The sequence below is a fragment of the Streptomyces aculeolatus genome, assembly GCF_020400605.1.
GTDB lineage: Bacteria > Actinomycetota > Actinomycetes > Streptomycetales > Streptomycetaceae > Streptomyces > Streptomyces aculeolatus.
Genome location: NZ_JAINRD010000011.1, coordinates 75,733 through 89,705, shown reverse-complemented (window position 1 = coordinate 89,705; position 13,973 = coordinate 75,733). Strand labels below are relative to the sequence as shown.

Below are 13,973 nucleotides of genomic sequence, written 5' to 3'. Positions count from 1 at the left end.
GGCGCCCGCCCGGTCCGTACGCCGCGGGCCCTCAGACCACCCAGGGCAGGTCGCCGAAGTAGCCGCCCTTCGCCGGCGGCGTGAGCATTCCGAGGCGCGTACGGTACGTCAGCGGTCCGCCCTCGCACCGCGCGACGGCCCGCGCGCGCAGCTCCCAGCGGCCCGCGGGCGCCCCCTCGGGCGGCGTGACCCGCCAGCGGGTGACCACCTCGGTGCCCGGCTCCAGCCGGCCGCGCGGCCGGCGCGTCGCGGCGCGCACCTTCCAGCCCTCGGGAACCTGCAACTGCACCCGCGGCTCGGTCCACGGGGTGCCGGACCCGTTGTGCAGGGTGGCGGTGACCGTCAGGGTGCGGCCCGGCTCGGCGTAGGGCGGGGCGCCGATGCGTACGCCGAAGGGCTCGCGGTCGTACGTGTCCTGCCACTCGCGCCGCATGACCCCCACCAGCCGGGCGGCGATGTCCGGCCGGTCCGCGGCGCGGTCGACGGACTCGACGGGGTCGTCCGCCAGGTTGTACAGCTCGACCTGCCAGCGGTCGTCCGGCGCCCCGCGGTCCTTGCCGGGCGCGAAGCGCACCGCCTTCCAGTCGCCGGCGCGCACCGCCTCGGAGATCCGGCCGATCCGGTCGTGGTCGGCGGCGCGGGCGAGCGGCGTGGAGGCGCGCTCGTTGCGGTACCAGTAGAGGAACTCGTGCCGGGGCGCCGGCCCCGTGCCGGTGAGCAGCGGCGCGAGGGACAGCCCGTCGACGTCCCGCGGTGCGGGGGCGCCGCCCAGCTCCGCGAGGGTGGGCAGCAGGTCTATGTGGGGCGTCGGCCGGTCCACGACGCCCGGGCGGATGCGGTACGGGGACCAGGCGATGAGCGGCACCCGGATGCCGCCCTCGTACAGGTTCCGCTTGTAGCCGCGCAGGGGGCGTTCGCGCTGGAAGAGCGCCGGCGTCACGCCGCCCTCCTCGTGCCGGCCGTTGTCGCTGGTGACGATCACCACGGTGTCCTCGGCGATGCGCTGCGCGTACAGCTCCTCGATCACCTGGCCGACCATCTCGTCGAAGTTCGCGACCTGCGCGGCGTGCCCCTTGTCCTCCGGCTTCCAGTCCGTGTCGCTGTACTCGCCGGTGTCCGGCACGGTGCTCGGGGCGTGCGGCACGTTGGGGGAGAGGTAGAGGAAGAACGGCTCCTCGGAGTGGTTGCGGATGAACTCCAGCGCGCGCGCGGAGAACAGGGCCGGCGCGTACGTGCCGCGCCCGCCGTCCCCGTTGCCCGCGAGCGGTACGCGGCGGCCGTTGTGCCACAGGTACTGCGGGAAGTAGTAGTGCGCGTGCCGGTGGGTCAGATAGCCGTAGAACTCCTCGAAGCCGCGGTAGTTGGGGTGGCTGTGCTGGTCCGGCTCCTCGGGGCCGAAGCCCCACTTGCCGATGCACGCCGTGCGGTACCCGCGCGCCCGCAGCAGCTCGGCGACGGTGGTGTCGTCGTCGCCGATGGAGGGCTGGATGCCGCGCATCGGGTTCTCCCGGACCCGGGCCCGGCCGCTGTGCAGGCCCGTCAGCAGGGAGGCGCGCGAGGGCGCGCAGACGGGCGCGGAGGCGTACGCCGCGGTGAACCTGAGGCCGTCGGAGGCGAGTCGGTCGAGGTGCGGGGTGCGGATGAGCTCCTGGCCGTACGAGCCGAGTTCGCCGTACCCCAGGTCGTCGGCGACGATCAGCACGATGTTGGGGCGGTCACCGCGGGGGCTGCCCGGCGCGGCGGCGAGCGGGGCGGGGGTCAGCGCCGCGGCGCCCAGGCCCGCTGCCGAGGCGGCGAGGAACTGCCGTCGGGTGGTCAACCGGCTCCCCCTCTCGGACGACTGGTGCCGATGAACAGCGCCGTCCGAAGGCGGTGGCGGGGCGGGCGCAGTGTCCCGGGCCGCGTCACCCGCCGGGGTGAGCCCGTCCGGCAGCCGGGTCCGCGCGTGGCGGAACCGGGCCGGGAAGCGGTGCGACGGCGCCCGTATCCGGGTACGGGCCGGGCGCCCTACTGCCGCGCCGTCTGGTCGGGACGGCGGAATGGCCGCGCAGGGGTGACCTACGGATCAGTTCCCCCCGGACTGCGTCTACCCCGTGCGCTTGCGTACGGCTTGACGTTTCGAGGGGGACCCTACCACCAACGATCGACGCTCCCGCGCGCGTTGGGACCCGGCGGAGGCGCTGCCTCCGCCGCGTGCCGCAGCCGCTACTTGCGTCCGTCCCGCCCCTCACGCCACTCGCGTACCAGCGTGTCGGCGTCCAGCGGCGCCAGCTTCAGCGGCGGGCCGACGGCGGGCGCCCGGTGGGCCGCGAGGATCTTCTCGTTGACCTCCGCGACGATCGCGCGCACCTCCTTCTCGCTCCGCGCCCCGGTCACGGCGGCGAGAGCGGCCTCGGCCTCCTTGCGGACGGCGAGGGAGGGCGGCAGCGCGGACAACTGCTCGCGCGCCATCTTCGCCCTGACCCACCACAGCTCGTCGTACGGCCGGTCGAGGTCCGCGAGCGGCTTGCCCCTGCCCGGGAGGTCGTCGAACTCGCCGCGCTCCTCCGCCTCGCGGATCTGCCGGTCGACCCAGGACTCGAAGCTCACACCCGGGGGCTTGCGTTCGGTCATGTGCGGTGCTCCCTCCGCTCCCGGCGGTCGCCTGCCGGCCGTTTCTCCCACCTCCACGGTAACGACCGGGCCGTGGGCCGCGGCGCGCGGGCGGCGTCACGCCGATGGCGGCGCCCGACTGGCGGAGACCATGGCCGCAATTCAGACAATGGCCTCGGAAGGTGTTCATCCGGCCCCGATAGGGAGACCCTCGTGCCCCGTCTGCGTTCCGCGCGCCGTGCACCGCTGCCGCCGCGCCGTGTCCCGCGCCGCGCGCGCCCCGCGCCGCGGCTGCCGCGTTCCGTGCACCTCGCCGGCACCGCGGCCGCCGCCCTCGCCCTGTCGGTCGCCGCCGCGTCCTGCGCCGCGCCCGGGCAGGGCGGCAGCGCCGCAGCCGCCGACCCGGCGGCGGAACTGGTGCTGCAGCCCGTCGCCGACCGCGGGCACGACCCGTTCACGCCGAGCACCGCGACCCCCGACGGCGCCCACCCGTCGCCCTCGCCCACCGCCGCGCCCCCCGGCAGCACCCCGCCGGCGGAGCCGAGCCGGCACCAGTCGGTGTCGGGCGGCAAGGACGGCCTCTACGGCGGCGTACGGAACGTCGCCAGCTGCGACATCGACAGGCTGGCCGGCTTCCTCGGCCGCGACGCGGACAAGCAGGCGGCGTTCGCACAGACCCTCCGGGTCGACGAAGGGGACCTGCCGGGCTACCTGCGCGAGCTGACCTCCGTGCTGCTGCGCGCCGACACCCGGCTGACCGGCCACGGCTTCGCGGGCGGCGAGGCGAGCCCGTTCCAGTCGGTGCTCCAGGCCGGCACCGCGGTGCTGGTCGACGACCGGGGCGTACCGCGGGTGCGGTGCGCGAGCGGCAGCCCGCTGACGACGCCCGAGAAGCTGAGCGGCAACGGCCGCTACGGCGGCACGGGCTGGCGCGGCTACCGGCCGTCGCGGACCGTCGTGGTCACCCCGGCGGACCGGGCGCTGTCGGAACTGGTCATCGTGGACGTCCACACGGACCTGTGGTTCGAGCGGCCCGTCGGCGGGCAGCCCGGCGAGGACCGCAAGCTGCCGCAGCCCCCGCGGGACCACTTCAACCCGCCGGCGCCGGGCCCGGGCGACCGCTCGGAGAGCCCCAGCGCCGAGCCCACCGGCAGCCCCGGGCCGACCACCACGGGCCCGTCCGACGGGCCCGGCACCGAGTCCGGCCAGCCGAGCACCGAACCGCCGCTGCCGGGCGGCGTCGAGGACCCGGACCACGAGCGCGTCTCCGCCGGCGAGTCCGGGGGAGCGGACACCTAGGCGGCCGGCTCCGCCGCCGGCTCCGCCGCCGGCTCCGCCGCCGTACGGGGCGCGGTGGGCCGGCGGCGCACCGGCGCCAGCGTGAACCCGCGCGGCATCAGCGTCAGCCGCTCGGCTATGTCCAGCCGGTAGCCGGGGTCGCCGCGCAGCTCGTACCGGCGCAGCAGCAGCCCCAGCACCAGCGTCGCCTCGTGGAGGGCGAACTGCCGCCCTATGCAGGCCCGCTCGCCGGTGCCGAAGGGCTTGAAGACGTGCGCGGGGCGGGCCCGTACCCGCTCCGGCAGGAAGCGGTCCGGGTCGAAGCGGTCGGCGTCCGGGCCCCAGACCGACGGGTCGCGGTGCAGGGCGGGGATCAGCACCAGGGCCCACGCGCCGGCGCGCATCGGGTGGACGCCGCCCAGCACCGTGTCCGTGCGCGCGGCGCGGGTGAACGCGGGCGCCGTCGGCCACATCCGCAGCGACTCGTCGAGCACCCGGCGCACGTAGCGCAGCTTGCTCACCTGCTTGTACGACGGCTCCCCGGTCCGCCCCCAGACCTCGTCCACCTCCGCGCGGGCGCGGGCCATCACCTCGGGGTGGCGGGAGAGGTAGTACAGCGCGAAGGACAGCGCGCCCGAGGTCGTCTCGTGCCCGGCGACCAGGAACGTGAGGATCTGGTGCCGGATGTTCTCCGGCGACAGCCGCTCCCCGGTGCGCGGATGACGGGTGTGGAGCATCAGGCCGAGCAGGTCCTGCGCGTCCGGGTCGGGGTGCTCGGTGCGCTCCCGTACGACCTCGTCGACGACGGAGGTGAGGTACGCGGTGTCGGCCGCGTTCCTGCGGCCGCCCCCGCGGTTCTTCACCGGGCTCAGCGGCCGCGGCACGTTGCTGCCCTGGGCGTGGCTCAGCGAGCGGACCATGGCGGCGACGAAGGGGTGCTGCTCGGCGCGCTCGAAGGAGCCGAAGTCGTAGCCGAAGCCGGTGTTCGCGATCGTCTCCAGGGTCAGCTTCGTCATGTCCGAGGACACGTCGGCCGCGGTGCCCGCGGCGGCGTGCCCGTCCCAGGCGGCGGTCAGCCGGCGGGCCATCGCGAGCATCACCGGGTGGTAGCGCTCCATCGCCTCGCGGGTGAACGCGGGCGCGAGGATGTCGTGGCCGAGCTGCCAGTTGGGCTCGTGGCTGTGCGCCGTGAACAGGCCGTCGCCGCCGACGTCGCGCAGGTTGTACACGGCGAGCACGACGCGCTTGGTGAAGCGCGACTCGTCCGCCAGCTCGGCGGCCAGCTCCGCGCCCGAGACCACCACGATCTCCAGCCCGAAGATCTTGCGCCGGAAGATCGGCCCCAGCTCCCGGGCCATCCGCAGCGAGTCCTGGACCGGGGTGGCGGGGTCGATGCCGAAGACGTCGCCCACCACCGGCACCCGGTGGGGCGGGTGGGGGATGCGGTTCAGCTCCGGCCAGGGTCCGGGACGGGTGCGTAAGAACGGCTTCGCCATCGTGCCCTCCCTTACTGAACTCAATTCAGTACGCAGCGTGCGGCACTGTTGAACCGGTGTCAAGTAAGGCGTCGAGTAAGGTGGCGCGATGGCTCGTTCCGGCGGTCGTGGTACGCGGACGGGGCGTCCGCGCACCCGCATGGGAACCGAGGAGCGGCGCCGGCAGCTGCTGCGGATCGGCGCCGAGCTCTTCGCCGAGCGGCCCTTCGACGACGTGTGGATCGAGGAGGTCGCCGAGCGCGCCGGCGTCTCGCGCGGGCTCCTCTACCACTACTTCCCGACCAAGCGGCAGTTCTACGCCGCCGTCGTCCGGCACGAGGGCGAGCGGCTGCTGCGCATGACCGAGCCGGACCCCGCCACGCCCGTCGGCCGGCAGGTGCAGCAGGGACTGGAGGCGTACCTGCGGTACGCGGAGGAGCACGCGCGCGGCCTGCGCGCCTTCCACCGCGCCTCGGCCGCCGGGGACCGGGAGATCCACGACATCCACGAGCAGCTCCTCGCCGAGCAGGAGCGGCGGATCGTCACCGTGCTCGACGCCCAGGCCGCCGCCGGACTGATCGACGGCCCCGCCCCCGCGGCGCTGCGTCTCGCCGTCCACGGCTGGCTCGCCTTCGTCACGGCGGCGGTCCTGGACTGGCTGGAGCGCGGGGAGCCGTCGCGGGCGGAGGTGCGGGAGGTGTGCACCCGGGCCCTGCTCGGCGCGCTGGCGGGGGCGCGGGGGGACTGAGCGCGGTCGCCGCGAGCCCCCGGCCGGCTCGATTCGTGGGGCGCGGGCGGCGGTCGTACGCTGGGAGACATGGCCGCGCGAGCACTGGACGCCACCGGGGCCGCGGAACTCGTACAGGCAGCGACCGCCGCGCCCTCCATGCACAACGCGCAGCCGTGGCGCTTCCGCTGCCACCTCGCCCGCCGGACCGTCGAGATGCGCGCCGACCTGGACCGCGCCATGCCCGCCGCCGACCCCCAGCGGCGCTCCCTGCACGTCGGCTGCGGCGCCGCGCTGTGCAACCTGCGGGTAGCCGCGGCAGCCGCCGGGTGGCGGGCCGCGACCCACCTGCTCCCCGCGCCGGACGAGCCGCTGCTGCTCGCCGCCGTCCGGCTCACCGGCCCGGAGCGGGACGCGAAGCCGGACGGGGCGGCGGGCGGGGAACCGGGCGGGGAGCCCGACGCGGCGCTGGGCCGGCTGGCGCCGCAGATCCCGCGCCGGCACTCCAGCCGCTGGCCGTTCGCGGAGAAGCCCGTACCGCCCGGTGAGCTGGCGGACCTCGTGGAGGCGGCGCGCGCCGAGGGCGCCAGGCTGGTCTTCCCCGACGCCTGGCACGCGGCGAGCCTGCTGGAGCTGGTGCAGGACGCCGAGGTGCGCGACGCCGAGACCCCGGACCGCGCCGAGGAACTGGCCCGCTGGACCCACCCGTGGCCCGACACCGCCGACGAGGGCGTCCCCGGCTACGCCTACGGCCCCCGGCGCCGCGGCGGCGGCGCCCCGGTGCGCGACTTCGGCGGCCGCGACGGGCCGCCGGGGCGGACCAGCGCGCCCTTCGAGACCGCACCGAACATCGCCCTGCTGGGCACCGCGCACGACGGCCCGGCCGACTGGCTGCGCGCCGGCCAGGCGCTGGAGCGCGTGCTGCTGACCGCCACCGGCGCCGGCCTGGTGGCATCGCTGACCAGCGAGGCGCTGGAGTGGGACGACCTGCGCGCGCTCGTGCGCGACCCGCTCACCGACGTCGGCCAGGTCCAGATGGTGCTGCGCATCGGCTACGGCCCGCGTGGCCCGGCGACGCCGCGCCGCCCGCTGGCGGAGGTCATGGAGGTCGTCTGACCGCGGGCCGCCCGCGGCCGCACGGGGCCGTGCGGTGGGAGTGCGGCGGGTGCGCGAAGGGGCCGGAAACGACGAACGGCAAGGAGTCCCATACTCCTTGCCACTCTCAACTTATAGCGCACCCCGGGGCTTGCGGCAAGGCCCCGGGGGTGTTGCAGAATCTCCCGCCGAGGCCAGGACCTGCGGAAACGGGAGATTCATGAACGACGTGATCATCGCCGGCGGCGGCCCGACCGGGCTGATGCTGGCGGCCGAACTGCGGCTGCACGGCGTGCGCGTGGTCGTGCTGGAGAAGGAGCACGAGCCGACGGCGGTGGTGCGGGCGCTCGGGCTGCACGCGCGCAGCATCGAGGTGATGGACCAGCGCGGCCTGCTGGAGAAGTTCCTCGCGCTCGGCAAGCGGTACCCGCTGGGCGGGTTCTTCGCCGGCATCACCAAGCCGGTGCCCGCACACCTGGGCACGGCCCACGGGTACGTCCTCGGCATCCCGCAACCGGAGATCGAGCGCCTGCTGTACGAGCACGCCCGCACGCTCGGTGCCGAGATCCGCCGCGGCAGCGCCCTGACCGGGCTGAGCCAGGACGAGCACGGGGTGACCGTGGAGACGGCCGCGGGCGAGCTGCGGGCCCGCTACCTCGTCGGCTGCGACGGCGGCCACAGCACCGTGCGCAAGCTCCTCGGCACAGGCTTCCCCGGCGAGCCCTCCCGTATCGAGACGCTGATCGCCGACGTCCGGCTGACCGCGCCGCGCGCCGAGGTCATGGCCGCGGTGGCCGAGGTCCGGAGGACCCAGCTCCGGTTCGGCATCGCGCCGTTCCCGAACGGTACGTACCGCGTCATCGTGCCCGCCGCAGGACTGGCCGCCGACCGCTCCGTACCCCCTGCCCTCGACGAACTCCGTGCGCGGCTGCGGGCCGTCGCGGGCTCCGACTTCGGTGCGTACGAGCCGAGTTGGCTCTCGCGCTTCGGCGACGCCACCCGGCAGGCCGCGCGTTACCGCACGGGCCGCGTTCTCCTGGCCGGCGACGCGGCGCACATCCACCCGCCGGTGGGCGGGCAGGGGCTCAACCTCGGCGTCCAGGACGCGTTCAACCTCGGCTGGAAGCTGGCCGCCGAGATCGCCGGCCGGGCGCCCGCCGGGCTGCTCGACACGTACCACGCCGAACGCCACCCCGTGGCCGCCGACGTGCTGGACAACACCCGCGCGCAGACGCTGCTGATGTCCACCGAGCCCGGCCCGCGGTCCGTGCGCCGGCTGCTCACCGAGCTGATGGACATCGAGGAGGCCAACCTCCGCGTCATCGAGAAGATCATGGCGACCGCCGTCCGCTACGACCTCGGCGACGGCCACGAGCTGCTCGGCCGCCGGCTGCGCGACCTGCGGCTCAAGCGGAACGGACGGCTCTACGAGCTGACGCGCGCCGGCCGCGGGCTGCTGCTCGACCAGAGCGGCCGGCTCTCGGCGGCGGGCTGGGCGGACCGCGTCGACCACGTGGCCGACACCGTCGAGACGGGCGACGCGCGGGACACGAGCGACGGCCTGGCGGTGCCCGCCGTGCTGCTGCGTCCGGACGGCCACGTCGCCTGGGCCGGCGAGGACCCCACCGGCCTGCACGAACAGCTGCACCGCTGGTTCGGCGCGCCGGCCGCCTGAGAGCGGGCGCCCGGTACCGGCGGGCTCAGTACTCGGCGAGCAGCTTCTCCAGCAGCTCCTGGCTCGACTCCTGCTTCTCCGCCGCCGCGCACAGGCCGTCCATCGTCAGCAGGTAGCGCTCGACGTCGTTGCGCTTGTCGAGGTAGAGGGCGCTGGTCAGCTGCTCGATGTACGCGACGTCCGGCAGGTCGGGCTCCGCGAAGCGCAGGATCGTCAGCGGGCTGACGACGGCCGCGAACCGGCCGGTGGCCAGGCGGGCCACCTGGACCGTGATGTTGGACAGCTCCAGGATCCGCAGCAGGTGCTCGATCTGCGCGCGCATCACCCTGCGCCCGCCGAGCGGGCGGCGCAGCGCCGCCTCGTCGAGGACCACCCAGTAGCGGGCCGGCTGGTCGGCGTGGCCCAGGATCTGCTGCCTGCGCAGCCGCAGGTCGACGTGGCGCTCTATGGCCGCCTCGTCCGCGTTCGGGTACGCGATCTGGGCGAACGCCCGCGCGTAGTCGGCGGTCTGCAGCAGGCCGGGGATGCGCTGGGCCTGGTAGGAGCGGATCAGCGAGGCGGCCTCTTCGAGGCCGAGGAACGTCTCCATCCACGTGGGCGTCACATCGCTGTACTGGTGCCACCAGCCGGTGGTGTTGGCGCCGCGGGCCAGCGCGAGGTAGTGCTCGCGCTCGGCCTCGTCCTCCACCCCGTACAGCGTCAGCAGGGCGGCGATGTCGTGCTCCTTGCAGCCGCCCCGGCCCAGCTCCAGCCGGCTCAGCTTCGGCTGCGAGGCGCCGATGGTGCGCGCGGCGGCCTGGAACGTGATGTTCTGCTGCTCGCGCAGCCGTCGCAGGTTGTTGCCCAGGATGATGCGGCGCACGGTGGGGCCGCCTCGGGACGGGGCAGGCAGAGAGTTCGTCTCCGACATGCTTGGCGCGTGCATCAGGCTCCCAAGGATGATCAGGTCGCGCCCTTCAGTCTCGCATCGAAGGAGTCAACGTGTACAGGGAAAGCGATTGTTGAAGTTGAATATGCCTCTGGTACGCGGCTGTTACACCCACCGGCCGCCACCCCGCACGGTCAGGGGCGCCGCGCGAGCACCGCGCGGGCGCGCGGACTGCCGTCGGGCCGCCGGCCCAGCTCCTCCAGCGCGGCCGTCGCCACGGTGAACCCGGTGCGCTCCAGGTCCGCCACCACGTCCGGCAGGCGGAACGTGCGGTAGTACATGACGAACCGCGGGCGCCACAGGGCATTGCGCACCCGCATCACGGTGTCGAACCCCCACAGCGCCCAGTATCCCCGGGACCCGACCCGCGGCGGCGCGGGGACCGGGAAGGCGAAGTACCCGCCGGGGCGCAGCGATCGGAAGACCTCCGCGAAGAGCGCGGGGCGCTCCCGGGGCAGGAAGTGGCCGAAGGCGCCGAAGCTCACCGCGAGGTCGAAGGCGGGCGCGAAGGGCAGCGCCAGGGTGTCCGCCCGCACCCAGCGCATCGCGGGCGGCTCCTCGGCGTCCGCGTACGCCCTGCGCGCCTCGGTGAGCATCCCGGCGCTGAAGTCGACACCGACGACCCGCTCCGCACCCAGCCGCCGCAGCACACCGGCGCCCGCGCCCGTACCGGTGCAGACGTCGAGGCCGCGCGGGAACGGCCCCAGCGGCCCGACGGCGGCGGCGAACGCGTCCAGCACGCGGTCGGGGGTGCGGAACGGGGTGCTGTCGAACTTCGGCGCCAGCAGGTCGTAGCCGCGTTCCGTGGAGGACATCGCCTGCACGGTCAGCTCGAGAAGGGTCGGGCCCTCGGGACTGAACATCGGTGATCAGCGTAGTCCCGCCGGGCCCGCGGGCGGCGTACGTCTCCCGGGTGACGGGCCGTTGACATGCGTGGACGGCCCGTCCCAGACTCGGACCGGGTGGTGACGAACTCTCGTGCGCAGAGCGAACATCCGGGGGAGTGGGGCGGCGTGGCGGAGATCCTGACCCTGCGGGACGCGGTGGCCGGGCTGGTGCACGACGGCGACACGGTCGCGATGGAGGGCTTCACCCACCTGATCCCGTTCGCCGCGGCGCACGAGGTCATCCGCCGGGGCGCCACCGACCTGACGCTGGTGCGGATGACCCCCGACCTGATCTACGACCAGCTCATCGGCGCCGGGCTCGTGCGCAAGCTCGTCTTCTCCTGGGGCGGCAACCCCGGCGTCGGCTCGCTGCACCGCTTCCGCGACGCGGTCGAGAACGGCTGGCCCCGGCCGCTGGAGGTCGAGGAGCACAGCCACGCCGGCATGGCGAACCGCTACGCCGCCGGTGCGGCCGGACTGCCGTTCGCCGTCCTGCGCGGCTACCGCGGCACCGGGCTCGCCGCCCGCACCCCCACCGTCGCCCCCGTCACCTGCCCGTTCACCGGCGAGGAGCTGGCCGCCGTGGCCGCCGTCAACCCCGACGTCGCCGTCGTCCACGCCCAGCAGGCCGACCGCGCGGGCAACGTGCAGTTCTGGGGGCTCACCGGCGTACAGAAGGAGGCCGTGCTCGCCGCCAGGCGCTCGCTGGTCACCGTCGAGGAGGTCGTCGACGAGCTGCGCCCGCGGCCCGGCGCGGTCGTGCTGCCGGGCTGGGCCGTCACCGCGGTCGCCGAGGTCCCCGGCGGCGCCCACCCCTCGTACGCGGCGGGCTATTCCGTACGCGACAACGCCTACTACCGCGACTGGGACGCCCTCTCCCGCGACCGCGCCGGGTTCGCCGCCTGGCTGGCGGAGCACGTACGCGGCGGAGCGCCCCGGTGACCCGGCCGGGGACCGGCCCCGCGTGGACCGCAGACGAGCTGATGGAGGTCAACGCAGCCCGCGCGCTGGCCGGCGCCCGCACCTGCTTCGTCGGCATCGGCCTGCCCAGTACCGCCGCCAACCTGGCCCGCCGCACCGCCAACCCCGGCCTCGTCCTCGTCTACGAATCCGGCGCCATCGGCGCCCGGCCGAGCCGGCTGCCGCAGTCCATCGGCGACGGCGAACTCGCCGACACCGCCGACGCCGTCGTCTCCGTACCCGAGCTGTTCAACTACTGGCTGCAGCCCGGCCGGATCGACGTCGGCTTCCTCGGCGCCGCCCAGCTCGACCGCCACGCCAACATCAACACCACCCTCGTCCGCACCGCCCCCGGCCGCCCCGACCTGCGCCTGCCCGGCGCGGGCGGCGCCCCGGAGATCGCGGCGCACTGCGGCGAGGTCCTCGTCGTACTCCGCCACACCCGGCGCGGCCTCGTCCCCGCCCTGGACTTCGTCACCTCGATCGGCCACGGCACGGGCCCCGGCTCGCGGACCCGGCTCGGCCTGCCCGGCCGCGGCCCCACCGCGGTCATCACCGACCTGGGCATCCTGCGCCCGGCCCCGGACACGGCGGAACTGACGCTGACCGACGTCCACCCGGGCGCGACCCCGGCGCAGGCCCGTGCGGCAACGGGCTGGGACCTGCGCACGGCGCCGGTGGTACGCACCACGCCGGAGCCGACGGCGGCGGAACTGGCGGCCCTGCGCGCCCTGAAGGCCGGGGGAGCGGCCTGACCGGTGCGGCACCGCCGCCCCCCCGACCGGCCGGGTGCGGGGCGGCCTGCCCTCCGTACCGGAACGGAGAGGGGGCGTGACTAGAACGGATAGGGGGCGTGCCGCGTCGCCAGCGTCACCCACCGCGTGTTGCTGAACGCCTCCAGCCCCCACCGCCCGCCGAACCGCCCGAAGCCGCTCGCGCCCACCCCGCCGAACGGCGCCGTCGGCTCGTCCGCGATCGTCTGGTCCCCGATGTGCACGATGCCCGTGCGTATCCGCCGGGCCAACCGCAGCCCGTGCGTGCCGTTCTCCGTCAGGATCCCGCACGTCAGGCCCCGGTCGGTGGCGTTGGTGAGCGCCACCGCCTCGTCGTCGTCCGCGAACTCCGCCAGCGAGACCACCGGGCCGAACGCCTCCTCGCCGTACAGCGCCGCGTCGTGCGGCACCCCGGTGAGGACCGTCGCCGGGTGCAGCGCCCCCGCCGGGGCCCCGCCGCCCGCCGGCACCGTCGCGCCGCGCGCCACCGCGTCGGTGACCAGCCCCGCGACCCGGCGCGCCGCCGCGGGGCTGATCAGCGGGCCGAGGACGGTGCCGGGATCGCGCGGGTCCCCGGTGGGAAGCGCCGCCGCCTTCGCGGCCAGCTTCTCCGTGAACTCCGCGGCCAGCGAGGCGTGGACGAGGATCCGGTCGCCGGACATGCAGATCTGCCCTGAGTTGTGGAACGCGCCGAACGCCGCCGCGGCCACCGCGTGGTCCACGTCCGCGTCGTCCAGCACCAGGATCGCGTTCTTCCCGCCCAGCTCCAGCAGCGCCGGCTTCAGATGCCGGGCGGCGTGTGCGCCGACGATCCGGCCGGTGCGGGTGGAGCCGGTGAAGTTCACGGCCCGTACCCGCTCGTCGGCGATGAGCGCCGAGGCGACGTCGGCGGCGTCCGCGGGGTCGTTGGTGAGCACGTCGACCGCCCCGTCCGGCAGCCCCGCCTCGCGCAGCACGTCGGCGACGAACAGCCCGCCGCAGAGCGGCGCCTGCTCGCTCGCCTTCAGCACCACGGTGTTGCCCGCGCCGAGCGCCGCGGCGACCGCGCGGGTGCCGAGGATCAGCGGCGCGTTCCAGGGCGCGAACGCGGCGACGACGCCCAGCGGCTCCCGTAACGCGAGGCTGAGCGCGCCCTCCTCGTTGGTGGCCAGCACCTCGCCGCGCGGCCGGGACATCGCGGCGGCCGTCTCGCGCAGGAACTCCGCGGCGAGCCCGACGTTGAACCGCGCCCACGGGCCCGTCGCCCCCACCTCGCGTGCCATCAGCGCCACCGCGTCGTCGGCGCGCGACTCCAGCAGGTCGGCCGCCCGCCGGAACACCCGCCGGCGGGCGGCAGGACCGGTCGCGGACCACGCGGCGAACGCCGCGTCGGCGGCGTCCACCGCGCGCGTCACGTCCGCCGCGCCGGCGGCGGCGACGGTCGCGAACGCCTCGCCGGTGTACGGGTCGAAGTCCTCGGTCGTACGCTCCGAAGCGGCCGGCACGTCCCTGCCGCCGATCTGGAGGTTGCGGTGCACGATCATGACTCCCCCTCCACTGCCCACTCCTCGTGTGCGCGAGGCGAACGACAATTCTCACAGGGA

At 75.3% G+C, this 13,973-nt stretch carries 12 protein-coding genes; 6 read left to right on the top strand and 6 right to left on the bottom strand.

All coding sequences use genetic code 11. The features are described from left to right. Nucleotides 1–31 precede the first annotated feature (31 nt). Nucleotides 32–1,819 carry a sulfatase-like hydrolase/transferase gene (locus LG396_RS19750; protein ID WP_225795775.1) on the bottom strand — a complete coding sequence of 596 codons (1,788 nt, stop codon included), beginning with the start codon at nt 1,817–1,819 and terminating at the stop codon, nt 32–34. Between the two features lie 386 nt (nt 1,820–2,205). Further along, nucleotides 2,206–2,613, bottom strand: coding sequence for a DnaJ family domain-containing protein (locus LG396_RS19745; protein ID WP_100298503.1), 408 nt, complete (start codon nt 2,611–2,613; stop codon nt 2,206–2,208). Between the two features lie 192 nt (nt 2,614–2,805). Between LG396_RS19745 and LG396_RS19740 the strand changes: the two genes are divergently transcribed. Further along, entirely contained in the window at nt 2,806–3,891 is a 1,086-nt protein-coding gene (locus LG396_RS19740; protein ID WP_225795774.1) for a DUF6777 domain-containing protein, read from the top strand. On the opposite strand, the gene LG396_RS19735 is transcribed toward LG396_RS19740, so the two are convergent. Beyond that, nucleotides 3,888–5,366 (bottom strand): cytochrome P450, encoded by a 1,479-nt coding sequence (locus tag LG396_RS19735; RefSeq protein WP_225795773.1) that lies wholly within the window; start codon nt 5,364–5,366, stop codon nt 3,888–3,890. The two genes, LG396_RS19740 and LG396_RS19735, sit on opposite strands and share 4 nt — an antisense overlap. A gap of 139 nt (nt 5,367–5,505) precedes the next feature. Here LG396_RS19735 and LG396_RS19730 point away from each other — a divergent pair, with 139 nt between their 5' ends. The 3 genes from LG396_RS19730 to rox all read left to right on the top strand — a co-directional run bounded on the left by LG396_RS19730 (nt 5,506) and on the right by rox (nt 8,842). Beyond that, nucleotides 5,506–6,093, top strand: coding sequence for a TetR/AcrR family transcriptional regulator (locus LG396_RS19730; RefSeq protein WP_018837445.1), 588 nt, complete (start codon nt 5,506–5,508; stop codon nt 6,091–6,093). Nucleotides 6,094–6,162: 69 nt separating this feature from the next. Beyond that, on the top strand, nt 6,163–7,188 hold the full coding sequence (locus tag LG396_RS19725) for an Acg family FMN-binding oxidoreductase (protein ID WP_225795772.1): 1,026 nt from the start codon (nt 6,163–6,165) through the stop codon (nt 7,186–7,188). Nucleotides 7,189–7,387: 199 nt separating this feature from the next. Next, nucleotides 7,388–8,842, top strand: a complete 1,455-nt coding sequence (gene rox / locus LG396_RS19720; protein ID WP_225795771.1) for a rifampin monooxygenase — start codon at nt 7,388–7,390, stop codon at nt 8,840–8,842. 25 nt (nt 8,843–8,867) lie between these two features. Here the strand turns inward: rox and LG396_RS19715 are convergent, their stop codons facing one another. Both LG396_RS19715 and LG396_RS19710 read right to left on the bottom strand, forming a co-directional pair. Beyond that, on the bottom strand, nt 8,868–9,704 hold the full coding sequence (locus LG396_RS19715) for a Sco1979 family transcriptional regulator (protein WP_018837448.1): 837 nt from the start codon (nt 9,702–9,704) through the stop codon (nt 8,868–8,870). Between the two features lie 200 nt (nt 9,705–9,904). Then, complete coding sequence (locus LG396_RS19710; protein WP_225795770.1) at nt 9,905–10,633, bottom strand: class I SAM-dependent methyltransferase; 729 nt, start codon at nt 10,631–10,633, stop codon at nt 9,905–9,907. Nucleotides 10,634–10,783: 150 nt separating this feature from the next. Here LG396_RS19710 and LG396_RS19705 point away from each other — a divergent pair, with 150 nt between their 5' ends. Both LG396_RS19705 and LG396_RS19700 read left to right on the top strand, forming a co-directional pair. Then, nucleotides 10,784–11,599 carry a CoA transferase subunit A gene (locus LG396_RS19705; RefSeq protein WP_018837450.1) on the top strand — a complete coding sequence of 272 codons (816 nt, stop codon included), beginning with the start codon at nt 10,784–10,786 and terminating at the stop codon, nt 11,597–11,599. Continuing rightward, a complete protein-coding gene (locus tag LG396_RS19700; protein WP_225795769.1) occupies nt 11,596–12,372 on the top strand; it encodes a CoA-transferase subunit beta in 777 nt (258 codons plus the stop codon). Before LG396_RS19705 ends, LG396_RS19700 begins: the two co-directional genes overlap by 4 nt. 80 nt (nt 12,373–12,452) lie before the next feature. On the opposite strand, the gene LG396_RS19695 is transcribed toward LG396_RS19700, so the two are convergent. Next, the gene (locus LG396_RS19695) at nt 12,453–13,913 is read right to left on the bottom strand and encodes an aldehyde dehydrogenase family protein (protein WP_225795768.1); all 1,461 of its coding nucleotides are present in this window, start codon (nt 13,911–13,913) and stop codon (nt 12,453–12,455) included. Between the last annotated feature and the right edge of the window lie 60 nt (nt 13,914–13,973).